Source organism: Saccharothrix sp. NRRL B-16314, assembly GCF_000716595.1.
GTDB lineage: Bacteria > Actinomycetota > Actinomycetes > Mycobacteriales > Pseudonocardiaceae > Actinosynnema.
Map to the genome: position 1 here is coordinate 23,481 of NZ_JNXC01000043.1, position 26,899 is coordinate 50,379.

Annotated in this window: 23 protein-coding genes and 1 tRNA gene; 6 read left to right on the top strand and 18 right to left on the bottom strand. The window is 71.7% G+C overall.

Annotated features, from left to right (window positions below):
- Nucleotides 1–3 precede the first annotated feature (3 nt).
- The 3 genes from tilS to dacB all read right to left on the bottom strand — a co-directional run bounded on the left by tilS (nt 4) and on the right by dacB (nt 3,500).
- Entirely contained in the window at nt 4–915 is a 912-nt protein-coding gene (gene tilS, locus OQ02_RS36300) for a tRNA lysidine(34) synthetase TilS (RefSeq protein ID WP_033443215.1), read from the bottom strand.
- 80 nt (nt 916–995) lie between these two features.
- The gene (locus OQ02_RS36305) at nt 996–2,009 is read right to left on the bottom strand and encodes a zinc-dependent metalloprotease (protein ID WP_033443216.1); all 1,014 of its coding nucleotides are present in this window, start codon (nt 2,007–2,009) and stop codon (nt 996–998) included.
- 144 nt (nt 2,010–2,153) lie between these two features.
- Nucleotides 2,154–3,500 (bottom strand): D-alanyl-D-alanine carboxypeptidase/D-alanyl-D-alanine endopeptidase, encoded by a 1,347-nt coding sequence (gene dacB, locus OQ02_RS36310; RefSeq protein WP_156077523.1) that lies wholly within the window; start codon nt 3,498–3,500, stop codon nt 2,154–2,156.
- Between the two features lie 375 nt (nt 3,501–3,875).
- On the opposite strand from dacB, the gene OQ02_RS36315 reads away from it, so the two are divergent.
- Nucleotides 3,876–4,379 (top strand): inorganic diphosphatase, encoded by a 504-nt coding sequence (locus tag OQ02_RS36315; RefSeq protein WP_033443217.1) that lies wholly within the window; start codon nt 3,876–3,878, stop codon nt 4,377–4,379.
- A gap of 67 nt (nt 4,380–4,446) precedes the next feature.
- Here the strand turns inward: OQ02_RS36315 and OQ02_RS36320 are convergent, their stop codons facing one another.
- Together OQ02_RS36320 and OQ02_RS36325 are read right to left on the bottom strand one after the other, a co-directional pair.
- Nucleotides 4,447–6,129, bottom strand: coding sequence for an MDR family MFS transporter (locus OQ02_RS36320; protein ID WP_033443218.1), 1,683 nt, complete (start codon nt 6,127–6,129; stop codon nt 4,447–4,449).
- Entirely contained in the window at nt 6,129–6,644 is a 516-nt protein-coding gene (locus OQ02_RS36325; RefSeq protein ID WP_033443219.1) for a MarR family winged helix-turn-helix transcriptional regulator, read from the bottom strand. Before OQ02_RS36325 ends, OQ02_RS36320 begins: the two co-directional genes overlap by 1 nt.
- 126 nt (nt 6,645–6,770) lie before the next feature.
- Here OQ02_RS36325 and OQ02_RS36330 point away from each other — a divergent pair, with 126 nt between their 5' ends.
- Nucleotides 6,771–7,223 (top strand): DUF4442 domain-containing protein, encoded by a 453-nt coding sequence (locus OQ02_RS36330; protein ID WP_033443220.1) that lies wholly within the window; start codon nt 6,771–6,773, stop codon nt 7,221–7,223.
- Between the two features lie 12 nt (nt 7,224–7,235).
- On the opposite strand, the gene OQ02_RS36335 is transcribed toward OQ02_RS36330, so the two are convergent.
- Nucleotides 7,236–7,673 carry an uL11 family ribosomal protein gene (locus OQ02_RS36335; protein ID WP_033443221.1) on the bottom strand — a complete coding sequence of 146 codons (438 nt, stop codon included), beginning with the start codon at nt 7,671–7,673 and terminating at the stop codon, nt 7,236–7,238.
- Between the two features lie 96 nt (nt 7,674–7,769).
- Between OQ02_RS36335 and OQ02_RS36340 the strand changes: the two genes are divergently transcribed.
- Together OQ02_RS36340 and OQ02_RS36345 are read left to right on the top strand one after the other, a co-directional pair.
- Nucleotides 7,770–8,555: an excalibur calcium-binding domain-containing protein gene (locus OQ02_RS36340; RefSeq protein WP_081916189.1), complete on the top strand. Its 786-nt coding sequence runs from the start codon at nt 7,770–7,772 to the stop codon at nt 8,553–8,555.
- A gap of 27 nt (nt 8,556–8,582) precedes the next feature.
- The gene (locus tag OQ02_RS36345; RefSeq protein WP_033443222.1) at nt 8,583–9,533 is read left to right on the top strand and encodes a TIGR03617 family F420-dependent LLM class oxidoreductase; all 951 of its coding nucleotides are present in this window, start codon (nt 8,583–8,585) and stop codon (nt 9,531–9,533) included.
- On the opposite strand, the gene OQ02_RS36350 is transcribed toward OQ02_RS36345, so the two are convergent.
- Nucleotides 9,520–9,690, bottom strand: coding sequence for a hypothetical protein (locus tag OQ02_RS36350; RefSeq protein ID WP_156077524.1), 171 nt, complete (start codon nt 9,688–9,690; stop codon nt 9,520–9,522). The genes OQ02_RS36345 and OQ02_RS36350 overlap by 14 nt on opposite strands.
- Nucleotides 9,691–9,887: 197 nt before the next feature.
- Nucleotides 9,888–9,961: transfer RNA gene (locus OQ02_RS36355), tRNA-Thr, on the bottom strand.
- Nucleotides 9,962–10,086: 125 nt separating this feature from the next.
- Between OQ02_RS36355 and OQ02_RS36360 the strand changes: the two genes are divergently transcribed.
- Nucleotides 10,087–11,676, top strand: coding sequence for a hypothetical protein (locus OQ02_RS36360; protein WP_033443224.1), 1,590 nt, complete (start codon nt 10,087–10,089; stop codon nt 11,674–11,676).
- A 3-nt stretch (nt 11,677–11,679) separates the two neighbouring features.
- Here the strand turns inward: OQ02_RS36360 and OQ02_RS36365 are convergent, their stop codons facing one another.
- The 8 genes from OQ02_RS36365 to OQ02_RS36400 form a co-directional block, all read right to left on the bottom strand.
- Entirely contained in the window at nt 11,680–12,879 is a 1,200-nt protein-coding gene (locus tag OQ02_RS36365) for a DNA polymerase III subunit delta' (RefSeq protein ID WP_033443225.1), read from the bottom strand.
- A 20-nt stretch (nt 12,880–12,899) separates the two neighbouring features.
- Nucleotides 12,900–14,930: a bifunctional MFS transporter/dTMP kinase gene (locus tag OQ02_RS36370; protein WP_081916190.1), complete on the bottom strand. Its 2,031-nt coding sequence runs from the start codon at nt 14,928–14,930 to the stop codon at nt 12,900–12,902.
- 84 nt (nt 14,931–15,014) lie between these two features.
- Nucleotides 15,015–15,470 carry a hypothetical protein gene (locus OQ02_RS36375; RefSeq protein ID WP_033443226.1) on the bottom strand — a complete coding sequence of 152 codons (456 nt, stop codon included), beginning with the start codon at nt 15,468–15,470 and terminating at the stop codon, nt 15,015–15,017.
- 12 nt (nt 15,471–15,482) lie between these two features.
- The gene (topA, locus tag OQ02_RS36380) at nt 15,483–18,266 is read right to left on the bottom strand and encodes a type I DNA topoisomerase (RefSeq protein WP_051773239.1); all 2,784 of its coding nucleotides are present in this window, start codon (nt 18,264–18,266) and stop codon (nt 15,483–15,485) included.
- 126 nt (nt 18,267–18,392) lie between these two features.
- Entirely contained in the window at nt 18,393–18,974 is a 582-nt protein-coding gene (locus OQ02_RS36385) for a hypothetical protein (protein WP_033443227.1), read from the bottom strand.
- Between the two features lie 102 nt (nt 18,975–19,076).
- Nucleotides 19,077–19,697 carry a hypothetical protein gene (locus OQ02_RS36390; RefSeq protein ID WP_033443228.1) on the bottom strand — a complete coding sequence of 207 codons (621 nt, stop codon included), beginning with the start codon at nt 19,695–19,697 and terminating at the stop codon, nt 19,077–19,079.
- A 46-nt stretch (nt 19,698–19,743) separates the two neighbouring features.
- Nucleotides 19,744–20,328, bottom strand: coding sequence for a hypothetical protein (locus tag OQ02_RS36395; protein ID WP_033443229.1), 585 nt, complete (start codon nt 20,326–20,328; stop codon nt 19,744–19,746).
- A gap of 117 nt (nt 20,329–20,445) precedes the next feature.
- Nucleotides 20,446–22,749: a sodium-translocating pyrophosphatase gene (locus OQ02_RS36400; RefSeq protein ID WP_033443230.1), complete on the bottom strand. Its 2,304-nt coding sequence runs from the start codon at nt 22,747–22,749 to the stop codon at nt 20,446–20,448.
- 269 nt (nt 22,750–23,018) lie between these two features.
- On the opposite strand from OQ02_RS36400, the gene OQ02_RS36405 reads away from it, so the two are divergent.
- A complete protein-coding gene (locus OQ02_RS36405; RefSeq protein WP_033443241.1) occupies nt 23,019–25,697 on the top strand; it encodes a DEAD/DEAH box helicase in 2,679 nt (892 codons plus the stop codon).
- On the opposite strand, the gene OQ02_RS36410 is transcribed toward OQ02_RS36405, so the two are convergent.
- Nucleotides 25,667–26,278: a bifunctional DNA primase/polymerase gene (locus OQ02_RS36410; protein WP_033443231.1), complete on the bottom strand. Its 612-nt coding sequence runs from the start codon at nt 26,276–26,278 to the stop codon at nt 25,667–25,669. The genes OQ02_RS36405 and OQ02_RS36410 overlap by 31 nt on opposite strands.
- A 265-nt stretch (nt 26,279–26,543) precedes the next feature.
- A complete protein-coding gene (locus tag OQ02_RS36415; protein WP_269321662.1) occupies nt 26,544–26,897 on the bottom strand; it encodes an Rv3654c family TadE-like protein in 354 nt (117 codons plus the stop codon).
- Between the last annotated feature and the right edge of the window lie 2 nt (nt 26,898–26,899).

A 26,899-nucleotide genomic window follows, 5' to 3' on the forward strand; every position in this document is an offset into this window, starting at 1 on the left:
TTGTCATGACTGCACTGGTTCCACTCGCAGCCTGCCATGCGCGCGCCGTGCCACAAAGCCGCCGGGCAACCACACACCGCCTTGACCTCGCCACTCGTGCACCAGGGCGTCCACCCGACGAAGGTGCGAGTCGGACAACTCGGGCACGTTCTCACGGAGCAGCCAGCGGCGCAGGACGCGGCGCCTGAGCGCGGTGGGCAGGCGGCCGATGTCCTCCACCGAGCGGCAGTCGCCGTCGAACGCCTCGGCCAGCTCGTCCAGCGCGTCGTTGTCCTCGCGCAGGTGGGCGGCGGTGCGGGCGAGGGCGTCGGCGACCCCGCCCTGGAGGACCTCCTCGAGCAGCGGCAGGACTTCCCGGCGCAGCCGGACCCTGGTGTAGCGGGGGTCTTCGTTGTGCGGGTCGCTCCACGGCGTCAGGCCGAGCTCGTCGCACGCGGCGGTGGTCGTGGTCCTGGACACGCGTAGGAGCGGACGGCCCCACGGCGGGTCGTGCGGGCGCATACCGGCGATGCTCCGCGGGCCTGAGCCGCGGCCGAGGCCGAGCAGGACCGTCTCGGCCTGGTCGTCCCTGGTGTGGCCGAGCAGGACCAGGCCGCGTTCCGGCCTCAGGGCGGCGTACCTGGCCCGCCTGGCGGCGGCTTCGGGTCCACCCGGTCCGGTGACGTGGACGCGGCGCACCTCGGCGGGCAGGCCCAGGTCGCGGCACGTCCGGGCGGCGCGTTCGGCGACGTCGGCGGACCCGGGTTGCAGGCCGTGGTCCACCACGACGGCGGACGCCTCGGTCAGGCCGGCCGTGACGGCGGCCAGGGCGAGCGAGTCCGCGCCGCCGCTGACGGCCACGGCGACCCGCTCCGGCCGGTGTTCGGCCAGGAACCGCTTGACCGCCGTGCGCACCTCGGCGAGCGGGCCGTTCACAGCTCTGCGCTCACGACTCTGCACTCACGACTCTGCGCTCATTGCTCTGCGCTCACGACTCTGCGCTCATTGCTCTGCGCTCACGGCTGGACCCGGCGGAGCCACGCGGCCGGGTCCGCGATCTCGGCCCGCGTGGGGAGGGTGTCGGGACTGGTCCAGATGGTGTTGAAGCGGTCCATGCCGACCGCGTCGACCACGTGCCCGGTGAACGCCGCGCCCTCCGCGTACTGCCGGACCTTGGCCTCGACGCCGAGCAGGGTGCGCAGCATCCGGTCCAGCACGCCACCGCCCTGGCGACGTGCGGTGAAGCGTTCGCGGATGACGCGGACGGACGGCACGACGTCCGGGCCGACACCGTCCATCACGTGGTCGGCGTGGCCTTCGAGCAGGGTCGACAGCGCGATGAGCCGGTCGAGCAGCTCGCGCTGGGCGGGGCTCTGGAGCAGTTCGATCAGGCCACCCGCCTCGCGGAGCCGCTTCGGCAGGTCGCGCAGGCGTGGCGCGGAGCTCTCGTCCATGCTGCCGAGCAGGTCGGCGACCAGGCCGGCGAAGTGCCCGGCCAGCCACGGCACGGCGGTGAACTGCAGGCGGTGGGTGCCTTCGTGCAGGCAGACCCACATGCTGAAGTCCTCACCGGAGACGTCGAGGGAGCGCTGGGCGCCGACGATGTTCGGTGCGACGAGGAGCAGCCGGCCGCCGTCCGAGAACGGGTCGTACTGGCCGAGCACCCGGCCGCTGAGGAAGGCGATGACGACGCCCGCCTGGACGCCCGCCGTGCCCGCCAGCACACCGCTGAACGCGCCGGACTGCTTCGGCATGGCGTCGCCGGTCAGCGCGGAGAGCCCCTGCACGGCGGCGCGCACCCACCCCGGCCGGTCGACCACCTCGCCGGGTTTGAGCGGCAGGCCGTGGCCGAGGCCGGTGTGCTCGCGGACGTGCACCTCGGCGTCCACGGCCTGCTCCCGGAGCCGGTGCACGGCGATGTCCGCCTCGGCTCTGGGCACGATCGGGCCGGGGCGGACGAGCCTGGTCGCCGTGGTGACGGCCAGGGCCCAATCGACCGGGGCACTGCGGTCCTGCGTCGCCGGGTTCACCCTCCTGACGCTACCTGCGAGGACCGTGCGGACAACACTCCCGCAGCCCGTCCCGAACGTTCAACTCACGGGTTCCGAACGTAGGACACGGGTGTTCCGAACGTAGGACTCACGGGTTCTGAACGTAGGACTCACGCGGGTGGGTCAGCAGCCGCAGGTGCGTAGGGCGGCGGCCATCTCGTCCAGGGCGCCCCGGACGCCGGGCGTCGAGTCCGGGCTGAGCGACATGAACGCGAACACCAGCAGCCGGTCGTCGGCGTCCAGGACCACGCCGGCCAGGGAGTTGACGGCGGTCAGCGTGCCGGTCTTGGCCCGGACCCAACCGCGCCCGGCCGCGCCCTGCTCCGCGTAACGACCCGCCAGCGTGCCGCTGCCACCGGCCACCGGCAGCGCCGTCAGGAGCGGGCGCAGCTTCGCCGTCCTCGGGTCGGACGCGTCCGGCTTGGCCGCCGCCACCAGGACGTCGGCCAGCAGCTTCGCGGGCACCTTGTCGTTCGGCGACAGCCCGCTGCCGTCCACCACGGTGGACGTCGACACGTCGAACCCGTGCTCGGTCAGCACCTCGCGCACCGCCTTCGCCCCACCCGCGAACGACGGCTCGGCGCCCCTCTTCTTCGCCACCTCGCGCGCGATCGTCTCGGCCAGCACGTTGTCCGAGATCTGCATCATGTTCTCGACCAGCCGGGCGATCGGCGCGGACTTCACCTCGCCGAGCACCTTCGCGCCGGTCGGTGCGGTACCGGCGGCCACCGACGCGACGCCGAGCCGCTGCGCCAACGCCTGCGCGGCCGTCGCGGCGGGGGTGGACGTGCGCGGCGTGTCGTACTTCGTCGGGTCGCCCCGACCGCCGTCCAGCATCACCGGCTCGATCGGCGACACGTACCCGTTCTGCACGTCGGCGGGGTCCCAGCCGGGCGCCATCCCCTGGCCCGCGTACCGCGACACGTCGTACAGGACCTGCGTCACCGGTCCGGCGGCGCTCACCTGCGCGGCGAGGTCGTCGATCGTCGCCGCGCCGGGGTACACCGTGGTCCGACCGGCGGGCAGCGACGACAGCGTCGGGTCACCGCCGCCGACCAGCACCACCGTCCCCGGCTGCGGCCCCTGCACGACGGTCGTCGACAGCGTGTCCGTGTGGTCGAGCGCGAGCAGCGCCGCCGCCGCGGTCAGCACCTTGATGGTGGACGCGGGCGTCTGCGGCGTCGTCTCGCCCTGGTTCCACAGCTCCGTGCCGGTCACCGGGTCCACCACGACGCCGGCCACCGGGTCCAGCAGCCCGTTCGCCGCCGGACCGGCCAGCACGGCCCGGACGCCGGCGGCCGTCGGCACCTTGCCGTCCGCGCCGACGCCCTTCATCGCCAGCACCACGGGAGCGGGCGGCAGCGGGGCGGCCGTCGTGGGCACGGGCGTGCCCTCGAACCACCCCATCTGGGTACCGGCGACCGCGGTGCACGCGAGGGCGACCACCAGGACCGCCGCCGCGCCGAGCACGAACGGCTTCCTGCTCCGGCGGGCGGGCGGGGCTTCACTTTCCGTGATCGGTTCAGGGACCGGTTCAGGTTCCGACTTGATCTCGGTCACCGGGTCCGGCCGAGGTGCCGGAGGAGGTGTGAAGGGCCTCGGCGCGATCCTCGCGGGCTTCGGCAAGGGGATTCGCATGGTGGCCGGGTCAGGCTGTCTGACCTGCACCGTCGGCGGCTCGCGGTCGACGTCGTCGTCGTCGACGGTCGGCCACGATGGCTCGTCGGGCACGCAGTCCTCCGCGGTCGAGTACGGGCAACGTCACACCCTCGGCAAGGGGTTGACGAGACGTCGTAGTCCACACTAGTGGCGTAACGAACGGCGAAGACGAGCGAGGACCGCGCAGTGGAGTTCGACGTCACCATCGAGATCCCCAAGGGGGTCCGCAACAAGTACGAGATGGACCACAAGACGGGACGCATCCGGCTCGACCGGACCCTCTTCACGGCCACTCAGTACCCGGCGGACTACGGCTTCGTCGACGACACGCTCGGTGAGGACGGCGATCCGCTCGACGCGCTCGTGATCGTCCAGGAGCCGACGTTCCCGGGCTGCCTGATCAAGTCGCGCGCGATCGGCATGTTCCGGATGACGGACGAGAAGGGCGGCGACGACAAGCTGCTCTGCGTCCCGGCCGAGGACCCGCGGTCCGAGCACCTGCGCGACATCCACCACCTGAACGAGTTCTACCGGCTGGAGATCCAGCACTTCTTCGAGGTCTACAAGGACCTGGAGCCGGGCAAGAGCGTCGAGGGCGCGACCTGGGTCGGCCGCACCGAGGCCGAGGCCGAGATCGTCCGCTCGTACCAGCGCCTGAAGGACGCCGTGGCTCGCGGCGAAGAGCACTGACCTGAACTGCCGAAGAGGCCCGCTCCCCGATCGGGGAGCGGGCCTCTTCTCGTCGGGCCGGTGCGGCTCAGTGCGTCGGCATCGGCGCGGACTCGGCCGCCTCGTCCTTGGCCGCGTTGGCGTCCTGCACCCGCTCCAGGCCGGAACGGCGGGACAGCGGGGCCTCGCGCAGGAACCAGATCGCCACGAAGCCGATCAGGGTCACCATCCCGCCGACCAGGAACACGAGGTCGATCGAACCGGAGAAGCCGTCCAGGAACGGCCGGGCCAGCACCGGGTCGAGCTGGGCCAGGAACTCGGTGTTGTTCAGGTCGAAGCCGGTGCCGCTCTGCAGGCCGGTGGCGAACTCGCGGTTCTCCGGCCGGGCCAGCGCCGCCTGGAAGTCCGGGTTGCCGGCCGCCGCGCGCAGCCCTTCGCCGATCTTGTCGCCGACCGTGCTGAACAGGATCGACAGGAACACCGCGGTGCCGACCGTGCCGCCGATCTGGCGGAAGAACGTGACCGACGAGGTCGCCACGCCCATGTCCCGCGGCTCGGAGTCGTTCTGGATGGCCACCTGGAGGGTCTGCATGCACAGGCCCAGCCCCATGCCCATGAACAACATCAGCACCAGCGGCTGGTAGATCGGCGTGTCGGTGCCGACCGTGCTGAACAGCCACAGCACCACGGTCATCAACCCGAACCCGACGACCGGGAACACCTTGTAGCGGCCGGTCTTCGCGGTCAGGATGCCGCTCGTCGCCGCCGCCGTCATGATCCCCAGCGTCAGCGGCAGCATCATCAGGCCGGACTCGGTCGCCGAGTAGCCCTTGACGATCTGGAGGTACAGCGGCAGCGAGACCATGCCGCCGAACATCCCGGCGCCGAGCACGAAGTTGACCAGGTTGCCGAGCGAGAACGTGTGCCGCTTGAACAGCCTCAGCGGCAGCAGCGCCTCGTCACCCATCCGCTGCTGGACGAGCACGAACCCGATCAGGCCGAGCACGCCGACGACGTACAGGGCGATCGAGGTGCCGGACGTCCAGCCCCACTCGCGGCCCTGTTCGGCCACGACCAGCAGCGGCACGAGGCCGAGGGTGAGCAGGGCCGCGCCGGCGAAGTCGATCCGGTGGTTCACCCGCTGGTGCGGGATGTTCAGCACCTTCGCCACGACGACCAGCGCGATCAGCGCGATCGGCACGTTGATCAGGAACACCCAGCGCCAGCCGGCCGCGCCCAGGAACGACTCCATGCCGGCGAACAGGCCGCCGACGACGGGGCCGGCCACGCTGGAGATGCCGAACACGGCCATGAAGTAGCCGGCGTACCGGCTGCGCTCACGCGGCGACGTGATGTCCGCCATGATCGCCATGGCCAGCGACATCAGGCCACCGGCGCCGAGGCCCTGCACCGCGCGGAACGCGGCGAGTTCGTACATCGAGTCCGCGATGCCGCAGAGCAGCGAGCCCGCCAGGAACAGCGAGATCGCGGTCAGGTACATCGGCTTGCGGCCGAAGATGTCGGACAGCTTGCCGTACAGCGGCGTCGAGATCGTCGCGGTGATCAGGTAGGCGGTGGTCGCCCACGCCTGCAGCGTCTGGCCGTGCAGCTCGTCCGCGATGGTCTTCATGGCGGTGGCCACGATCATCTGGTCGAGCGCGGCCAGGAACAGGCCCAGCAGCAGGCCCGACAGGATGGTCAGGATCTGCCGGTGGGTGAGCAGTGCGGCGCCGGGTGGCGGCGTGTCCGCTCGGGTTGTCGTCTCCGACATCACTTCTCCCCTTCGGAGCGCGGCCCAAGTCCGCTCTGGGTGATGAATTCCGGTAGCGCCTTCTCGTAGTCCCCCACGAAGCGCTCGAAGTAGTCGATGAACCGGCCGCGGTCCTCCGCGGGCCAGTCAGTGAAGAGGCGGGCCAGCGTCTCGTTGCGCTGCGCCCGGCGTTCGTGCAGCAGGCGGGCGCCTTCCCCGGTCACGGCCAGCACGCTCGCGCGGCCGTCCTCCGGGTCGGCCCGGCGTTCCACCAGGCCGTCCTTGACCAGCGTCGCCACCTGGCGGCTGACCGTGGACGGGTCGGAGAAGACGGCCTCGGCCAGCGCACCGGCCCGCGAGGGGCCCAGCTGGTTGAGGTTGGCCAGCAGGACGAAAGAGGCCTTGTCCATGCCCGACTTGCTCATGTGGGCGGAGACGCAGGCGTGCATCTTGTGCATGCGGACCAGCGCCATGCCCAGCCGATCGGCTAACACGATGTCGTCGGCCGTCAGCCGGTCACTCGGCGGGGTCGCCATCGCACACTCCATTGCTTGCATCAACCAACTAGTTGCTGAGTACAAGCATGCACCTGCGGGGAGGGTGGTCGCAAACCGGTTGGCGGTGACTCGCGTCTCGTGGTTACCGGCCGGTAGCATCGGTCCATGAGCGCTGACTACTCGTTCGTCGCGGATGCCATGAAGCAGACCGTGCCCTGGGTGAAGACCGTGGGCGTCGAGTTCCCCGAGGTCGCGGCCGATCGGGTGGTCGCCGAACTGCCCGACCGGGAGGACCTGCGCAACCACGTCGGCGGGCCGCACGCGGCGATGATGTTCGGCGTCGCGGAGACCGCGTCCGGCGCCGTGGTGATCGCCGCGTTCGGCCCGCACATGGACAAGGCGACGCCCTTGGTCGTGCGGTCGGAGATCGCTTACAAGAAGGTGGCACGCGGCACCCTGCGCGCCGAGGCCGTGCTGGGGCGGCCCGCGGCGGACGTGGTGGCCGAGTTGGCGGCGGGCACGCGGCCCGAGTTCCCGGTGAGCGTGACCATCACCAACGCGGAGGGCGTGACGACCGGGGAGATGACCGTCGTGTGGACCCTCCGTCCGAATCGCTGACCGAGCTCCTGATCAGCCTTCTACCGCCACCCCCATCGAACGGGCGGTGCCGGCCACGATCCGCATCGCCGTCGTGATGTCGGCGGTGTTCAGGTCCGGGAGCTTGCGCTCGGCGATGGCGCGCAACTGCGCCGCGCCGAGCGTGCCCGCCGAGTCGTGCCCCGGCCTGCCGGAGCCCTTGCCGCCCAGGCCCTGAGCGGCCAGCGCCTTCCGGATGAGGAACGCGGTCGGTGGGGTCTTCAGGCGCAGCCCGAACGACTTGTCGTCGCGGACCGTCACCACGACGGGGACGACGTCGCCGCGTTGACCCGCGGTGGCCTCGTCGTAGGCGCGCTTGACGCCGACCAGGTTCACGCCGGTCTGGCCGAGCACCTTGCCCAGGTCCATCATCGACGCGGCGCCGGCCTCCAGGTTGATGGTGATCTCGTGGATCTTCTTCGCGGGTGCCATGCGGACGAACGTAGGAATTGACGTAACGGCAGACTCAAGCCGATTTCCGCGGTGACGTGGGTAACACCCGGCCGGTGCGCGAGCGATGAGGCGTGCATGGCAGATTCCCCCGCAGGGCCGTTAGATTCCTGGCGCCGGCTCGCCGCCGAGCGCCGGATCGTCGTCACCGCTGCCGCCGTGCTGACATTCCTGCTTTTCGTCGCCGTCGCCTGTTCGGGTGAAGATCCCGCCGAGCCGGCCGCCGCAGGGATCACGAGCACCACCACCACGACCACCACGTCGCTGACCACCACCACCGCCCCGACCACGACCACTCCCCCGGCCGTGCGGGTCGCGGAGGTCGTGGACGCGCGCACGATCACCGTGGCCGGTGGCGGACGGGTGCAGCTGGCCGGTCTGACGAAGCCCGGCGAGTGCTGGGCCGCCGCCGCGGTCGACTTCCTCAAGAACACGGTGGCGGGCAAGGACTTGCGGGTCGTCGGCGGCACCGTGCTGCTGCCCGACGGCGTCGACGTGGCCGTGCACCTGCTGAGCCGGGGCATGGCGCGGGCCGAACAGGGCGCCGCCGCCGCCCTCACCACGGCCCAGGCTGCGGCGACGTCCGCCGGGCTCGGGCTCTGGGGCGCACCGTGTTCCGGGGCGGACACCGTCGCGCCGGCCCCGCCACCACCACCCGTGTACACGCCGCCCGCGCCGCAACCCGTGCAGCCCCAACCCCAACCTCAGCCTCAACCGCAGCCCCAGCCCGAACAGCCGGCCGCCGTGTACTACGCGAACTGCGACGCCGTCCGCGCCGCGGGCAAAGCGCCGCTGTACGCCGGTCAGCCCGGCTACCGTTCCGGACTCGACCGGGACGGCGACGGGACGGCCTGCGAGAAGTAGCCGCCGACGAGTAGTAGAACCATCCCCATGAAGGTGGACCGGCTGGAGATCGCGTACGACCCGACGACCGTGCTCGACGCCGCCCGCGCGGCGGAGTCCGAGGGGTGCGACGGCTTCTGGCTGGCGGAGACCCGGCACGACCCGTTCCTGGCGCTCGGCCTGGTGGCCGCGCAGGTGGAACGGGTCGAGCTGGGCACGGCGATCGCGGTGGCGTTCGCGCGCAACCCGATGAGCACCGCCGTGCAGGCGAACGACCTCCAGCTGCTGTCCGGCGGCCGGTTCCACCTCGGCCTCGGCTCGCAGGTGGAAGCGCACATCACCAAGCGCTTCGGCATGCCGTGGTCGCACCCGGCCGCCCGGATGCGCGAGTTCGTGCTGGCGTTGCGGGCCATCTGGCACAGCTGGGCCACCGGCGAGCGGCTGAGGTTCCGCGGCGAGTTCTACACGCACACGGTGATGACGCCGTTCTTCTCGCCGGGACCGAACCCGCACGGCACGCCCAAGGTGTGGCTGGCGGGCGTCGGCGAGTTGATGACCGAGGTCGCGGGCGAGGTCGCGGACGGGTTCCTGTGCCACAACTTCACCACCGAGCGCTACCTGCGCGAGGTGACGCTGCCGGCGTTGGCGCGTGGCCGGGCGAAGGCCGGGAAGCCGTTGGCGGGTTTGGAGATCAGCGGCCCGTCGCTGGTGGCGTGCGACGAGGCGGGTGTGGCCGACGTCCGGCGCCAGATCGCGTTCTACGGCTCGACGCCCGCCTACCGCAAGGTGCTCGACCTGCACGGCTGGGGCGAGCTGCACGAGGAGCTGCACCGGATGTCCCGGCGGCAGCTGTGGGACGACATGGCCGCCGCCGTCAGCGACGAGGTCCTGGCCGCCTTCGCCGTCGTGGGCACGCCCGCGGCGGCGAAGGCCGAGCTGATCCGCCGGTACGGCGACGTGATCACCAGGATCGCGGCGCCGGTCGTCAGGACCGGATGAGGTACCGCCCGCTCGGCTCGTCCCGCACCCAGTGCCGGAACAACTCCGCCCGGACCCGCGCCACGGTCCGCCGACGCACCCACCGCCGACGTCCCACCCGCGCCGCGAGCACTGCCAACGGCAACGCCAGCACCGTCGACACGATCATCGTGATCATCGCCCTCACCTCCAGGGTGGCAACGACACCGTCGCCCACGACTGACGCCAACGGTGAAAAGGTCACTCCGATGGAGCAGTCGTTCGACGCCGTTCGACTACGCACGGCGCAACATTGCGGTGAGCGGTAGTCCCGGTGGGCGCCGGAGAAGAAGAAAGGGACCAGGCCGGAAGACCGACCTGATCCCTGTCCCGCGGAGCCGCCTATCGGAATCGAACCGATGACCTGCTCATTACGAGTGAGCTGCTCTGGCCGACTGAGCTAAGGCGGCGAGACGCGACAACTATAGCCCAAGCTCCGGCCGTCACCGCGCGGGGGCCGGCTCGTTGGACCAGGAGTGACGGGGCTCACGCGGGCGCCGCACGGATCACGTCGCTGTCCTGGAGGTCCGACCACATGCGCCTGATGGCCCTGCCCGCCGCCGCCGTGCTGGTCGCGCTCTGCACCGCCCCCGCGCACGCCCAGCCGTCGACGACGCCGGTGCCCGGACCGCGTGAGCCGAACCAGCCGCCGGTGTCCGCGGCACCGGCCACCCGGGCGCACGCGATCGGGGACGCCGGCACCGGGCTGGCCGTGGTCAGGGTCGCGCCGGACTCGACGCCGACCGGCACGATCCTGCCCGGCTTCGGCGAGCAGCTGCCCAAGCAGTCGGCCGCGGAGATCGGGGTCGGGCTGGCGTCGGCACAAGCGAACACGGAGGCGTTCCTGACGTACGAGCGGGCGGTGGCGCAGGCGTCGCCGATGGGTTTCGCCGTGCAGGGCAGGGCTCCTCAGACACCCGGCACGCTGGTGCAGACCGCGTCACCGGACAACGCGGCCCCGATCACCGGTGGCCTCACGCCGCCGACGACACCGCTCGACGCCCTGCTCAAGGTCGGTCTCCTCGACGGCAGCGTGCACGCCCGCTGGGACGACGAGCTGGGCCCGTGCGTGCAGCCGCTCGCGGACGCCAAGACCTCCGTCACGACCCTGAGCGTGCTCAACGCCATCCCGACCCTGCCCAGCTCCCCCGACCTGACCGGCATGCTCACCGGTGACACGCCGAAGCTCGACGCCGCCGCCAAGCAGTCCCTGATCGACAGCGTCAAGCAGCTGAGCGCCCCGCTGAGCCGACTGGGCGGTCTGCTCTCCGGCACGCCCGACAGCGGCGCGAACGGCTCGCTGCTCAGCCTCCCGGACACGCTCAGCGCCCGCTCGACCGTCGAACTGGTCGACCTGCCCGGCAGCGCGAACAAGGCCATCCGCTCCACGTCCACGCTCCAGGCGGCGAGCGTCCGCCTCCTCGCGGGCACGTCCGCGGAGATCCGCGTGGACGTGGTGAGCCCGCCGACGCTCGTCGCGCTCTCCACCGGCGACAAGGCCACGTCCGGGATCACGTACACCGCTCCCGTCCTGCGCGTCAGCCAGGGCGGCAAGGAGCTGGGCACGCTCGACGCGGCCAACCCGAAGCTGGACGTCCCGATCGGCGTCGCCCCCGGCCGGGAGCTGCCGCTCGTCGGCGACCTGGCCCGGGGCCTGCCCGTGCTCGACATCGGCGTGCTGCGGCTCCAGGTCGCGCAGCTCAACCAGAAGGACGTGGTGATCGACGGCCCGCTCCAGCAGGGCGGTCCCACCATCAAGGGGTACATGCTCGGGGCGACCGCGCGCCTGCTCGACCTCCAGCTGCTGCCGACCGATGCCCTCGGTCTGCCGAACCTGCCGTCGGCGCTGGCACAGGTGTCCCTGGGCGAGCAGATCGTGCGCGCGGCCGCCCCGAACGGAGGCGTGGTCTGCGCTCCGGCGCAGGCACCGCCCGGTGGTGGTGGCCAACCCGCGCCGCCGCGCGCGGACCAGCCGCTGGCGTACACGAACGCGGCGTACAAGACGGTCCCGATCTTCTGGACCGGGACGGCCCTGCTGCTGATCGGCGTCGTCGTGGTGGCCGCCCTGCCGACCCGCCGTCGTCCGGCGAAGACCGTCCGACCGACCGGGCCGTCCGCCGGGTAGGGGTCAGCCGCGCTGGAGCGTGGTGAGCATGGCCTCGACGGCGATCCGCGGCTTCACGTTCAGCTCCAGCGCGGTCCGGCAGTTCAGCACGGCCTCCAGCCGGCGCAACGTCGACTCGGGCGTCCACGACGACGCGGCCGACCGGGCGTCCTCGGCCCGGTCCGGGTGGTTCGGCACGGCCCGCGCGCCGGACGCCGCCACCAGCACGTCCCGGTAGAACGCGGCCAGGTCGACCAACGCCTGGTCCAGCGAGTCGCGCTGGGTCCGCGTCGCCCGCGACTTCTGCCGCTTCTCCAGGTCCTTCAACGCGCCCTTGGCGCCGCGGGTCGCGGCGGCGGTGCCCTTACCCGTGCCGCCGGCGCCCATGGCCATCTCCATCGCCTCGCGTTCGGCGAGGTCACGGCCCTCGTTGGCGGTCAGCGCGTCACCCTCGGCCGCCGACACGAGCTGGTCGGCGCACGTGAAGATGTCCGCCGGGCGCCGCAGCGCCAGCGGAATCCGCAACACGGACTCACGCCGTGCCCGCGCCTGCTCGTCCGTGGCCAACCGCCGCGCCCGCCCCACGTGCCCACCGCACACCGAAGCCGCCCACGACGCCATCTCCGGCGCCACGCCCTCGTACTCCAGCGCCGACGCGATCGACGCCGCCCGGGGCGTGGCCAACGAGATGATCCGGCACCGCGACCGGATGGTCACCGACACGTCCTCCGGGTGGTCCGACGGCGCGCACAGCAGGAACACGGTCCGGTCCGGCGGCTCCTCCACCGCCTTGAGCAGCGCGTTCGCCGCGCCCTCGGTGAGCCGGTCGGCGTCGGTGATGATCACGACCTGCCACCGCCCGGACGTCGGCCGGCGCGCGGACACCTGCACCAGCGCGCGCATCTCGCCGACGGAGATCGACAGCCCTTCGGGGGACACCACCCGCACGTCGGCGTGCGTGCCCGCCAAGGCCGTGTGGCACCCGGGGCACTCGCCGCAGCCGGGCCGGTCGTCGAGGGCGACGCACTGCAACGCGGCGGCGAACGCCCGTGCTGCCACCGAACGCCCCGAACCGGGCGGCCCGGTGAACAGCCACGCGTGCGTCATCGCGCCCGGCGCCGGCGACCCGCCCGCCACGATCGACGCGGCGGCCTCCGACGCCGCCGACAGCACCGCGACCGCCTCGGGCTGACCGACGACGTCGCCCCACACACCACGGTTCACGACGCGACCGTACCGATCCGTCAGGACGTCTCGGCCACCGGCTTCGGCGGCATGCCGGCCCGCCGCGCGAGCAGCGGCACCACCGCCGCGCGCACCCGTTCGGCCACCTCGTCCTCGGGTCCGTCCGCGTCGACCACGACGTACCGCTCCGGGTCGGCCGACGCCATGTCGGTCAGCAGCTTCTGCACCCGCCAGTGGTGCTCGACCGTGTCCAGCGTGCCCCCGGCCGCCCGCACCTCGGACGGCATCCGGTCCAGCAGCACGGTGACGTCGGGGCGCAGCCGTCCGGTGGCCCAGTCGACCAGGCCTTCCAGCTCGCGGGGCTCGACCGTGCCGGCGGCGCTGAAGTGCGCCAGCGGGCTGTCCACGTACCGCTCCATGACGACCAGCGCGCCCTCGGCGAGCGCCGGCCGCACCTCGCGCTCCACCACGTCCGCCCGGACCGCGGCGGCGACCAGCGCGTGCGCCCGGACCCCGGCCAGGTCGGCGGTGGACAGCAGGTTGCGCAGCCGCTGCTCGTCCAGGTCCGGGTCGGACGCCAGCACCACCTGACGCCCGCTCTCGCGCAGCACCTCGGCCAGCTTCCTGGCCTGCACGGACGTGTCCAGCCGGGTGTCACCCTCGACCGCGATCAGCACGCCGGTGGTCCGCCGCCCCCGTCCGCGCAACGCCGAGAGCAGGTCCGAGAACAGCGGCTCGGTGCGCCGGTTGTCCATCTGCCGGTAGGCGATCAGCCCGAGCAGCGCGGCGATCACGGCCGCGCCGAGCAGCACCGGCCGGGTGCCGTCCACCTGCATGGGGTGGTTGAAGACGGTGACCGTGCGCTTCTGCACCAGCGACACCAGCAGCGGCGTGGCGGCCGACGTGGCGAACAGCACGATCTTGAGCAGCGACTGGAGCAGCGCGACGGTCCGGCCGCGCATCGCGTCCTCGACCTGCGCGCCCACGATGGTCAGGCCGGTGAGGAACGCCATGCCCGCCGACGCGCCGACGAACGCCACCGCGATCAGCGCCACCCACAGGTGCGGCGCCACCGCGACCAGCACCAGGCTCAGGCCGGCGACCACGATCGTGACGCCGAACAGCCGGTCGTAGGGCAGCCGCCGGGCCAACCGCGGCGCGGTCGCCATGCCGACCGCCAGACCCGTGAACACGGCGACGAACAGCAGCCCGAACGCCGACTCGCCGCCGAGCAGCGAGTCCGCGTAGAGCGGTGCCGTGCCGATGACCGCGCCCGCCGCCGCGAACGCGCCGATCATGCCGATGACCAGGCCGCGGACCAGCGGTGTCCGGGCCGCGAACCGCATCCCGTCGCGCAGCATGGCGAAGAAGCCGGGCGCTTCGCCGTCGGCGGACGCCCGGTGGACGGGCGCCATCCGGCCGGACAGCTCGGGGATGCGGGTGGCGACCAGGAGCGCCGCGGTCAGGTACAGCGCGCCGTTGACCATGACCGCGATGGTCGCGATCCGGAACTCCAGGTCCGAGCTCTGCAGGTGCAGGTAGCCGGGGATGCCGGAGATGATCGAGTAGAGGCCCGCGCCGGAGATGACCGCGATGCCGTAGGTCATCACCAGGCCGAGCTGGTTGGCCGTCTCCACCTGGTCGGGCCGGCGCAGCAGGTTCGGCACCGCCGAGTCCTTGGCCGGGATCCAGAGCATGGCGCAGCAGCCGACCAGGAAGTTCGCCACGAACAGCCACCACGCGGTGCCGACGAGGGCGATCGAGATGAACAGGCCGCCACGCAGCACGTCGCAGACGACCATGATCTTGCGGCGGTCGAACCGGTCCGCCAGCACGCCGCCCAGCGGGGCGAACAGGATGCCGGGGAGGAGCTGCGTGAGCACCACCAGGCTGAGCGAGAAGCTCTGCCACTGGTAGCTCTCGTTCAGCATCTGCCGGACCAGGCCGGTCAACGCCAGGAGTGACAGCCAGTCACCGACGCTGCACAGGTAGGTGACGCCCCAGAGCCTGCGGAACGGCCGGATCGCCAACACGCTGCGAATCCGGTGGCTGGTCGAAGCCGCTGTGCCGCCGTCTTGGATGGTGCTCACCCCCGCCGATCGTGCAGGACGTAAGGGTAGCCGGGGCTATTCACCCCCCATGACACAGCCGCCATTCGGGTGACCAAAGTGAGATCATCGCAGCAGGTCGGCCACTGCCTGGACGATCTCGCGCACCACGTTGAACAGGAGTCCGCTCAACGCGGCCAGCAGCACCAGGCACCCGATCAGACCGCCTCGGCTCTTCTTCTGCTCCGGCGGGACGGGCGCCGGCGCGGGCCGGCGGGCCAACCCGGGGTGGGGCAGGTGAGCCGTCGGCTGACCTGACGGCTGCAGGTGGGGCGTCGCGGGCCGCTGCGCACGAGCCGGGCGGCGGGCGGACTGGACGTACGGCGCGCTCGGCGGTGGGGGAGACGCCAACGGCGGCACCACGACCTGCGGCACCACGACCGGTGCCACGGCCTCAGGCCGGTAGGGCCGCTCGCCCGTCACCAACCCCGCGAGCGGGTCGGGGAACACGCGCGGGGGCGGTGGGGCCTGCGTTCCGTCCTGACCGGACGGGCGGGCACTGCCCGCGCCGACGTCGTCCACCGCCCACCTCCGCTAGCTCTTGGTCTTGGCCGGGGCCTTCTTCCGCGCCGCCGGCTTCTTCGCCGCCGGAGCCTTCTTCTTCGTCGTCGGCCCCTTGGCCCGCTTCTCGGCCAGCAGCTCGGCCGCCCGTTCGTCGGACAGGCCCTCGACGCTGTCCGACTTGCGCAGCGACGCGTTCGTCTCGCCGTCGGTCACGTACGGGCCGAACCGGCCCTCCTTGACCACCATCGGCTTGCCCGAGACAGGGTCCGCGCCCAGCTCCTTCAACGGCGGGGCGGCGGCGGCCCGGCCCCGCTTCTTCGGCTCGGCGTAGATCTTCAGCGCCTCGTCGAGGGTGACCGTGAACAGCTGGTCCTCGCTGGTCAGCGACCGCGAGTCGGTGCCCTTCTTCAGGTAGGGCCCGTAACGGCCGTTCTGCGCGGTGATCTCCGCGCCGGTCTCCGGGTCCTTGCCGACCACGCGCGGCAGCGAGAGCAGCTTCAGCGCGTCGTCCAGCGTGACCGAGTCCAGCGCCATCGACTTGAACAGCGAGCCGGTGCGCGGCTTCGGCGGCTTCTTCGCGCCCTCCGGCGCCTCCGGCAGCACCTCGGTCACGTACGGCCCGAACCGGCCTTCCTTGGCCACGATCTCGTGCCCGGTGACCGGGTCGTTGCCCAGCGAACGGCCTTCCTGCGGCGTCGCGAACAGCTTCTCGGCGATCTCGCGGTCCAGCTCGTCCGGCGGCATGTCGTCGGGCAGGTTCGCGCGCTGCGCGGCGACCTCGCCGTCCGGACCCTGCACCTCGCGCTCCAGGTACGGCCCGTACCGGCCGACCCGGACGAAGACCGTGCGGCCGTCGACGTCGGCGAACAGCGGGATCGAGTTGACCTCGCGGGCGTCGATCGCCTCGACGCTGGAGCCGACCAGCTTCTTCAGCCCGCCGGACCGGCCCACCGACGACTCCGGGCCGACGTTGCCGCCGAAGTAGAACCCGGACAGCCACGTGGTCCGCTCCTGGCGGCCCGCGGCAATGCCGTCGAGCTCGTCCTCCAGGGCGGCGGTGAAGTCGTAGTCCACCAGCCGGCCGAAGTGCTGCTCCAGCAGCCCGACCACGGCGAACGCCACCCAGGACGGGACCAGGGCGGAGCCCTTCTTCCACACGTAGCCGCGGTCCTGGACGGTGCTGATGATCGAGGCGTAGGTGGAGGGCCGGCCGATGCCCAGCTCTTCCATCGTCTTGATCAGGCTGGCCTCGGTGAAGCGCGGCGGCGGTGACGTCGAGTGGCCGTCCGCGGACAGCTCCGCCGCCAGCAGCGCCTGGTCCTTGACCAGCTGCGGCAGGCGGGACTCGGCGTCGTCGGACTCCCCGCCCGCCTCCGAGTCGACCGTCTCCACGTACGCCTTGAGGAAGCCGGCGAACGTGATCGTGCGGCCGGAAGCGGCGAAGGTGACCTCCTCGCCACCGCCACCGCCCGAGCCGGCGGCCTGGGTCGTGCCGGAGATGCGGATGGACGTGGTGTTGCCGCGGGCGTCGGCCATCTGGGAGGCGATCGTGCGCTGCCAGATCAGCTCGTACAGCTTGAACTCGTCCGACTCCAGCTCACGGGCCACCTGGCCGGGGGTGCGGAACACCTCGCCGGCCGGGCGGATGGCCTCGTGCGCCTCCTGCGCGTTCTTGACCTTGCGGGTGTACTGGCGGGGCTCCTTGGCCACGAACTGGGAGCCGTACAGCTCGGTGGCCTGCGCGCGGGCCGCCGTGATCGCCGTCTCCGACAGCGTCGTGCTGTCGGTGCGCATGTAGGTGATGTAGCCGTTCTCGTACAGCTTCTGCGCGGTGCGCATGGTCCGGTCCGCGGAGAAGCGCAGCTTGCGGCCCGCCTCCTGCTGGAGCGTGGACGTCATGAACGGCGCGTACGGCTTGCGGGTGTACGGCTTCTCCTCGACCGAGGAGACCTTCATCGTGGCGTTGACCAGGCCGTCGGCGATGGCCCTCGCCTGGGCCTCGTCCAGCACCCGGACCTCGGAACCGGCCTTGAGCCTGCCGTCCGAGCCGAAGTCGCGGCCCGCCGCGAGGCGGGTGCCGTCGACCGCGATCAGGCGGGCGCCGAACGTGCTCGGGGAGGCGTCCTCGCCCGCGTCCATGGTCGCCGAGACGTCCCAGTACGAGGCGGTGACGAACTTCATCCGCTCGCGCTCGCGTTCCACCACGATCCGGGTCGCCACGGACTGCACCCGGCCCGCCGAGAGCTTCGGCATGACCTTCTTCCACAGCACCGGGCTGACCTCGTAGCCGTAGAGGCGGTCGAGGATGCGGCGGGTCTCCTGCGCGTCGACCAGGTCCTGGTCCAGGTCGCGCGGGTTCGCGGCGGCGGCGAGGATCGCGGGCTCGGTGATCTCGTGGAACACCATCCGCCGGACCGGGACCTTCGGCTTCAGCGTGTCCAGCAGGTGCCAGGCGATGGCCTCGCCCTCGCGGTCGCCGTCTGTCGCGAGGTAGAGCTCGTCGACGTCCTTGAGCAGCTCTTTCAGCTCCGAGACGGTCGCCTTCTTGTCGGGCGTGACGACGTACAGGGGCTCGAAGTCGTGGTCGACGTCGACACCGAGGCGCGCCCACGGCATGCCCTTGTACTTCGCGGGCACGTCGGCGGCGCCCCGGGGGAGGTCCCGGATGTGCCCCTTGGATGACTCCACGACGAAGTCGCTGCCGAGGTACGACGCGATCTTCCGCGCCTTCGCGGGCGACTCGACGATCACCAACCGTCGATTTCCGCTCGCTGATCCCCCGTTTGTCTTCCTCGCCCGTGTCGATCCAGCCACGCCGTCCCGCTCTCTTCGAACACTGTGTCCCGACCCGCCAGTGTGCACTGTCCTTTGTCGCCGCTGGGCAGCCCTGGTCGGGACAGGGTGACACAACTGTGCCTGATCTTCCGTCAGGAGGACGCGCTACGCAGCCGGCCAGGTGCGCTCGGCGACGCCCCGCGGCGCCCGTCCGACCAGCTCCGCGAGCCGTTCGAGCCGCCGCCGGCCGACGACGCGCAGCGCCGGTCCCCCTTCTTTCCCCGTCCAGAGTGTCGAGGGGAGGCCCGACGTGGCCAACGCTTTTCGCAATGCTTCGTGGGTGTCCGGCGCGTCCGGGTCGAGGCCGAGGAAGTACCCGGTCTCCACCCAGCGCCCGGAGGCCAGCGCCCAGAGCCGCAGCGCGCCGCCGTCGAGCGCGAGATCGGTGGGGACGATCTTGCGGCAGCCGTCCAGCCACTGCCCGGCCAGGCCGGTGAGGTCGGTCCGGAACGGGGTCGTGACCTGCACCGACCCGGCCTCGTCCGGATCGGTCTTCGCCTGCACCCCGCGCTCGGCCAACGCGGCTGCGACGGCCGCGGCGCGAGCACGGGTGTCGACGGTCACCGACACCCTGGCCGCCCGACCCCGGGCGAAGCCCAGCGCCTGGCCGGGCCCGCACAGCAGGCCCGCCAGGTCACCGACGCAAGGCTGTCGCGCCTCGGCCGAGAAGAAGGACAGTTGCCCCACGGACAGGCAGCGTAGAACACACGTTCGACCACGGCCAGTCTCCGAAGGGCTGAACCACCCACCCCAACGGCCTCAGGTGTCTCACCAGCACCCGACCGCAGGTCAGCCGCCGAGGCCCTTCAGCGTCTCCGCCATCGCCACGCACTCCGGCGCCTGCTTGAACGCCGCGGCGAGCTCCGGGTCCTCCTGGAGCTTCTTGATCTGCTCCTGGAGCTTGGACGGGTCGGCCTGGTCGCCGCCCAGCTTCTCCAGCTTGGCGGAGAACTCCGGGTCGGCCGGGTCGAGCTTCGCCAGCTCGGTGTTGACCTCGGTCGCCGTCTTGCCCGATTCGGTGAAGAACTTGACCAGCTCGTCGTGCAGCTCCTGCGCGTTCGCCGACGGCGCGCCGAGCGCGTCCAGCTTCTCGCCCGCCTCGGACATCGACTTGCCGGCCTTGCCGCTGTAGTCGAGCAGCGCCGCCTTCTGCACGGCCGGGTCCTCCGCGCCGCCCTCGAACATGGTCTTGAGCAGGGCCATCACGCCCTCGATGGTCGGGCCGATGCCCTCGCAGAACGTGCCGGTCCACTTGACCGGGTCGGCCGCCGCCGCAGCCGTCGTCGTGGTGGTGGCGGCCGTCGTCGACGCGCCGGAGGACGACGTCCCCCCACCTCCGCACGCGGCGGTGACGAGGACCGCGGCGAACACGCCCGCCAGCCCGGCCCGAGACTTGAAGTTGCGCTGCACTAAATCCCCCCGGAGGAAGTCCGAAAACCGAAGGGGGCACAACCTACTACGACGTGGGTGCCGCGGGCTCCGACGGCGTGGCCGTCCGCAGGTCCTGGCAGCTCGGCGCCTTCCGGGCCGCGTCGGACAGCTCCGGGGACGCCTCCAGCTGCTTCAAGGGCGCCACGAAGTCATCCAACCGGGTGATGGCCTCGCCGGCCGCCTGGAGCCCGCCGACGGGGTCGTTCGCGTCCGCCGCCTCGATGGCCACCTTCGCGTCGGTGAAGTTCTTCGCGATGCCGGTGAACGTCACCGCCATCTTCTCCACCTGCTCGTCACCGCCGGCCACCGGCGACGGCCCGATGCCGCGCAGCTTGGTCGCGGTCTGGGTGAACGCGTCGGCCATCTGGCCCATGTAGGTGCCCATCTCGGCCTTCAGCTTCGCCGGGTCGTTCGCGTCCAGCTTCGGCGGCGTCTTCTGCACCGTGGCGAACGACGCGGCGGCCGTGCACACCTTGTCCATGTACTCCACGGCCGCGGCGTCGGACGGCGAGGTGGACGATGTCGTGGGCGCGGTGGAGTCACCCCCGGACCCGCACCCGGTCACCGTCACGACCAGCGCGGTCGCGGCGATCAGCGGCAGAAGTCTCATGAGGTCGCTCCCGGTAGTTCCCAATCGTCACCGACCAGTGTGCACCCACTCGGCCTACCCCGACCAAGCGAAGGCGGGACGCCCCCCGACCGGGGACGCCCCGCCTTCACACCGGTGTCACGCGGAAGTGGTCGCCTCCGCCGGGGCGTCCGCGATGGCCGTGCCGCGCCGCTTGGACACGACCACGGCCGCCACGATGACCGCCACCGCCACGAACGCGATGGCGTACCGGACGCCGGCCGACGCGTCGGCGCCGACCGAGAAGCCGACGATCGCGGGCGCGATCAGCACCGAGACCAGGTTCATCACCTTGATCAGCGGGTTGATGGCCGGACCGGCGGTGTCCTTGAACGGGTCGCCGACCGTGTCGCCGATGACGGTGGCGGCGTGGGCGTCGGAGCCCTTGCCGCCGTGGTTGCCGTCCTCGACCAGCTTCTTCGCGTTGTCCCAGGCGCCACCGGAGTTGGCCAGGAACACCGCCATCAGCGTGCCGGTGGCGATCGCGCCGGCCAGGTAGCCGGCCAGCGGGCCGACGCCGAGGCCGAAGCCCACCGCGATGGGCGCCATCACCGCGAGGAGGCCGGGGGTGGCCAGCTCGCGCAGCGAGTCCCTGGTGCAGATGTCGACCACGCGGCCGTACTCGGGCTTGACGGTGCCGTCCATGATGCCGGGGTTGTCGCGGAACTGGCGGCGCACCTCGAACACGATCGCGCCCGCCGCACGGGTCACCGCGTTGACCGCGAGGCCGGAGAACATGAACACCACGGCCGCGCCGATGATCAGGCCGACCAGCACGTTCGGGCTGAACACCACGTTGGTGAACGACACCGGCACTTCGCCGAGGCCCACCTGAACCTCCCGCAGCGCCTGTTCGATGGCGTCCTTGTAGGAGCCGAACAGCGCGGTCGCGGCCAGCACCGCGGTCGCGATCGCGATGCCCTTGGTGATCGCCTTGGTGGTGTTGCCCACCGCGTCCAGCTCGGTGAGGATCTGCGCGCCCTCGCCGTCGACGTCGCCGGACATCTCGGCGATGCCCTGCGCGTTGTCGGAGACCGGGCCGAACGTGTCCATGGCCACGATGACGCCGACCGTGGTCAGGAGGCCGCAGCCGGCCAGCGCGACCGCGAACAGCGAGACGACGACCGAGCCGGACAGCAGGAACGCGCCGTAGACGGCGCCGCCGATGACCAGCGCGGTGTAGACCGCCGACTCGAAGCCGACCGAGATGCCGGACAGGATGACGGTCGCCGCGCCGGTGAGCGAGGTGCGGCCGACCTCCTTGACCGGCTTGTGCTCGGTGCCGGTGTAGTAGCCGGTCAGCCACAGGATGACGCCCGCCAGCACGATGCCGATGATCACCGCGACGGCCGCGATGAGGGCCGGGTTGCCCGGCGTCGCCGCCACGTCCTCGGACACGCCCTGGAGGCTCCCGAAGGAGCTGGGCAGGAAGACGAACGCCGCCACCGTGCACAGCACCGCCGAGATGACCGCCGAGATGTAGAACGAGCGGTTGATCGCGGCCAGGCCGCTCTCGCCGGTCCTGGCGCTGGTGATGTACACGCCGATGACCGCGGTGAGCACGCCGATCGCCGGGACGATCAGCGGGAACAGCAGGCCCTTCGCGCCGAACGCGGCGGTGCCGAGGATCAGCGACGCCACCAGCGTGACCGCGTAGGACTCGAACAGGTCCGCGGCCATGCCGGCGCAGTCGCCGACGTTGTCGCCCACGTTGTCCGCGATGGTCGCGGCGTTGCGCGGGTCGTCCTCCGGGATGCCCTGCTCCACCTTGCCGACCAGGTCCGCGCCGACGTCGGCGGCCTTGGTGAAGATGCCGCCGCCGACCCGCATGAACATGGCGAGCAGGGCGGCGCCGAAGCCGAAGCCCTCCAGCACCCGCGGTGCCTGGCCGACGTAGACGAACACGACCAGCGCCGCGCCGAACAGGCCGAGCCCGACGGTGAACATGCCGACCACGCCGCCGGTGCGGAACGCGATCCGCATGGCCTTCTCCCGGCCGCCGGTCTCCTTCGCCGCGGCGGCGACGCGCACGTTCGCGCGGGTCGACAGCCACATGCCCAGGTAACCGATGATCGCGGAGAACACCGCGCCGACGATGAAGAACAGCGACCTGCCGATGCGCTCCCCCATGTCCTCGGCGGGGAGCAGGAACAGCAGCACGAACACGATGACGACGAAGATGCCGAGCGTTCGGAACTGCCGGTTGAGGTAGGCCGCTGCGCCCTCTTGGACCGCCTTGGCGATGTCCTGCATCTTGGAGGTGCCCTGGCCCGCGGCCAGCACCTCCCGGAGCAGCACATAGCCCACGGCCAGGGCAGCCAGGGCGACCACGGCGACCACGGCCACGAGGCCGCGATCACCTCCGGAGAGCTCTAGGCCCTCCGCGAGGAAATGCCGGGACATCCGTCCTCCTGGTGAGTTTTCCAAGCCCAATGGCAGGGCCACCCCGCGGTGTGGGGCGGGTCACTCACGCGACTGTCTACCCCGACACAACGTGATGCACCCCTCATTGGATGCGATAGCGGCGGAGTCTATTCATAGACCGCAAGTAGGCAACAACGCGTCCCGATCCGTGCACACACCGTTATCCACACAGGCAGTTTTAACTGACCACGGTCGGGGGTGCCCGCCGTGGAGCGGTGCTGTCGGTGGGGTGTGCGAAGCTGCGCCCCGTGGCGAACCAGGGACGTCGTTTGCTGGACCGGGTCCTCGCCGGAGTTCCGGCGGGCGAATCGCCGTTGACGCACACCGAAGACCAGCCGGCGCGCCCGGCGCAGCCCGTTCCGTGGCCCTCGTGGGCGCCGCCCGAAGTGGTGTCCGCGCTGGTCGAACGGGGTGTGACGACGCCGTGGCGGCACCAGGCCGAAGCCGCTTCGCTGGCGTGGTCCGGATCACACGTCGTGGTGGCGACGGGCACCGCCTCGGGCAAATCGCTGGCGTACCAAATGCCGGTGCTGAGCGCGTTGACCGTTGATCCGAAGGCAACGGCCCTGTACCTGTCGCCGACGAAGGCGTTGGGTGCGGACCAGTTGAGATCGGTGGACTCGTTGGGCGTGCCGGGTGTTCGGGCGGCGTCGTTCGACGGTGACACCCCGATGGCGGAACGCGATTGGGTGCGGGCGCACGCCAACTGGGTGTTCAGCAACCCCGACATGCTGCACCGAGGCGTGCTGCCGAACCACGCCCGGTGGATCAGGTTCCTGCGCCGGCTGTCGTACGTCGTGGTCGACGAATGCCACGCGTACCGGGGTGTTTTCGGTTCGCACGTGGCGTTGTTGTTGCGGCGGTTGCGGCGGGTCGCCCAGCGGTACGGCGCGGACCCCGTGTTCGTGCTGGCGTCGGCGACGGTGGCCGATCCGGGGGCTTCGGCCTCGGCGCTGCTCGGGGTGCCGTGCGCGGCGGTGACGGAGGACGGGTCGCCGCGGGCCGGGCGGACGGTGGCGCTGTGGGAGCCGCCGCTGCTGGCGGAGCTGGAAGGCGAGAACGGCGCCCCGGTGCGGCGGTCGGCCGGTGCGGAGACGGCGCGGATCCTGGCCGAGCTGGTGGTGGAGGGAGCGCGGTCGCTGGCGTTCGTGCGGTCGCGGGTGGGTGCCGAGCTGACCGCGTTGGGCGCTCGGAGGCTGCTGTCGGAGGTCGACCCGTCGCTGGGTGCGCGGGTCGCGGCCTATCGCGGCGGGTACCTGCCGGAGGAGCGGAGGGCGTTGGAGCGCGCGCTGTCGTCGGGTGAGCTGCTCGGTGTCGCCACGACGAACGCGCTGGAGCTGGGCGTCGACATCGTCGGGCTCGACGCGGTGGTGGTGGCCGGGTTCCCCGGCACGCTGGCGTCGTTCTGGCAGCAGGCCGGGCGGGCGGGGCGGACGGAGGCGACGGACGCGCTGGTGGTGTTCGTGGCGCGGGACGACCCGTTGGACACGTACCTGGTGCACAACCCGTCGGCGGTGCTGGACAAGCCGGTCGAGGCGACGGTGCTGGACCCGACGAACCCGTACGTGCTGGAGCCGCACTTGGCGTGCGCGGCGGCCGAGCTGCCGTTGACACCCGAGTCGCTGGCCGCGTTCGGCGGTGACGCGGCGCTCGCCGTGGTGGAGGACATGGTCGCGCGGCGAGTGCTGCGCCGCCGCCCGAACGGCTGGTACTGGACCGCGCACGACCGTCCGCACGGCGAGGTGGACATCCGCGGGTCCGGTGGCGAGCAGGTCGTGGTGGTGGAGGCCGACTCGGGGCGGATGCTCGGCACGGTCGACCACGGCTCGGCGTGCTGGCAGGTGCACTCCGGGGCCGTCTACCTGCACCAGGGCGAGTCGTACGTGGTGGACGAGCTGGACCTGGACAGCGGTATCGCGCTGGTGCACGCGGAGAAGCCGGAGTGGACGACGACGGCCCGTGACACCAAGGACATCGCGGTGGTGCGGGTGCTGGAGCAGCGGTCGTTCGACGGGGTGACGGTGTGCCTGGGCGAGGTGGAGGTGACGTCACAGGTCGTCGGCTACCTGCGGAAGCTGCCGTCCGGCCAGGTGATCGACTCCGTGCCGTTGGCGCTGCCCGCGCAGACGCTGGTGACGCGGGCTGTCTGGTACACGGTGTCCGCCGACTTGCTGGTCAAGGCATTGTCGGACACCGGCTCGCCCAGCACCCACCCGCCCGACACCCACTCGCCCAACACCGGCTCACCCGGCCCAAACTCGCTCGGCACCCACTCGCCCGGCACACACTCGCCGGACGCTGAATCCGGCTTCGAACCGGGCTCGGACTCACCGGACACAGGGCCATTCGGCTCGGGGTCGGCCGCAGAATCCGGCCCGGATTCAGTGCCGGAGCCGGTGCCGGTGCCGGTGCCGAACAGGGGGTTGTCCGGCGGTGGGTTGTCCGGCGGTGGGTTGCCCGACAGTGGGTTGTCAGGCAGTGCGCCGGGGGGCGCCGGTCTGGCTCCGGCGCGCATCCCCGGCGCACTGCACGCCGCCGAACACGCGGCGATCGGCCTGCTACCGCTCTTCGCGACCTGTGACCGTTGGGACATCGGCGGAGTCTCGACCGCGCTGCACGAGGACACCGGGGAGGCGACGGTGTTCGTGCACGACGGTCATCCCGGAGGAGCCGGGTTCGCCGACCGCGGATTCGACGCGGTAGTCCCGTGGTTGGTCGCTACTAGGGAGGCCATCGCTGCTTGCGCGTGTCCGGCCGGGTGCCCGTCCTGCGTGCAGTCGCCGAAGTGCGGGAACGGCAACGATCCGCTGGACAAGGCGGGCGGGGTGGCCGTGCTGGACGTCGTGCTCGGGGTGGTCGGGGAGGAATTCCACGACGTCCGGCACGGCCATGTCGATCACGACCGGTCGGCGGCGACCAAGCCGTAGTCGGCGGTCGGGTTGACGGCCTGGACGAGGGCTTCCCGGACCACGCTCGCGTGCGGCAGCTGCCACGCGCAGATCTGCGGCTTGACCCGCCAGTGCACGACGCCGACGTCGCACGGGCTCGGCGGCAGCGGGACGTACTCGCCCTTGCCGTAGTGCCTGACGTCCGCGTCGGCGTCCGTGCCCGCGGCGCTCCCGCCCGAGGCGACGAGGAACATCCAGCGGCCCGCCGGGGTCGCCACGATCGGCACCGGGATGCCGGTGGCGCGCAGCTCGACCGCGGCCCGGCGGCCGAGGTCGGCGGGCACCTCGATGGCGTCGACGCCATGGCCGGTGGCCAGCAGGATGCTGTAGGAGTGACCCGTCCACCAGGTGGCGACCTGCTCCGCCTTGGTGCCGATGCGCTCCTGCCAGTCGTGGTGCACCGGCGTCGGGCCGTCGTCCTCGACCCCGTCGCGCCCGGCCCACTGCTCGCCCGCCGGATAGGTGCCCGGCAGCACAGGCCACCCGTGCCACGCGAGGTTGACCGCCTCTGCGCGCAGCTCGATGCGGAAGGCCCCGCGCCAGCTATCCGACCACTCCATCTTTCGTCGCCTCCTGCTTGCTATCAACGACACCGTGTCGCGTGTTGTTCGACACCGTGTCGGTGCCTCCACTTGAACTAACGACATGGCCGGGAGGTTTGGTAGTCGCCTGTCGATAACTGGTCGATGTGGCCAGGTGAGCGCGGAGGGTGGGGGCGGGGAGCAGAACGCCGTGGGGGCCGTTCATCCGCCGCTAAGCCGCGGAACTGCGGTCATGTGAGTCCGCTCACCGCCGGCGGACAACCGTTCGTCGCGGCGGAACGGGTCATTCTTCGGCCGGACCTGCCCGTGCCCGTGCAGTCGGCGCGCCGAACACCGACGGCTCACCGGACACGGTGACGGTCACCTCCCACCCGCTGACCTGGCACGCAGCCAGCCGACCGCCCATCCGCCCGACCACCCACGCGGCCCGCCCGCAGGCGTGATCGGCCCCGGAGACCAACTGCCCGGCCGCCGCCAACGCCCCAAGATCAGCCGCCGCAGCCACCCGATGCCTGCTCACGACCGCCTGTCCCAACTGCACTCCAACCACCACCAAGGCGAACCACACCCCCGCAACAGCCACCGCCACCACAGACGCCGACCCCCGATCACCCCCCAACCGCCCTCGCCGCCCCACCC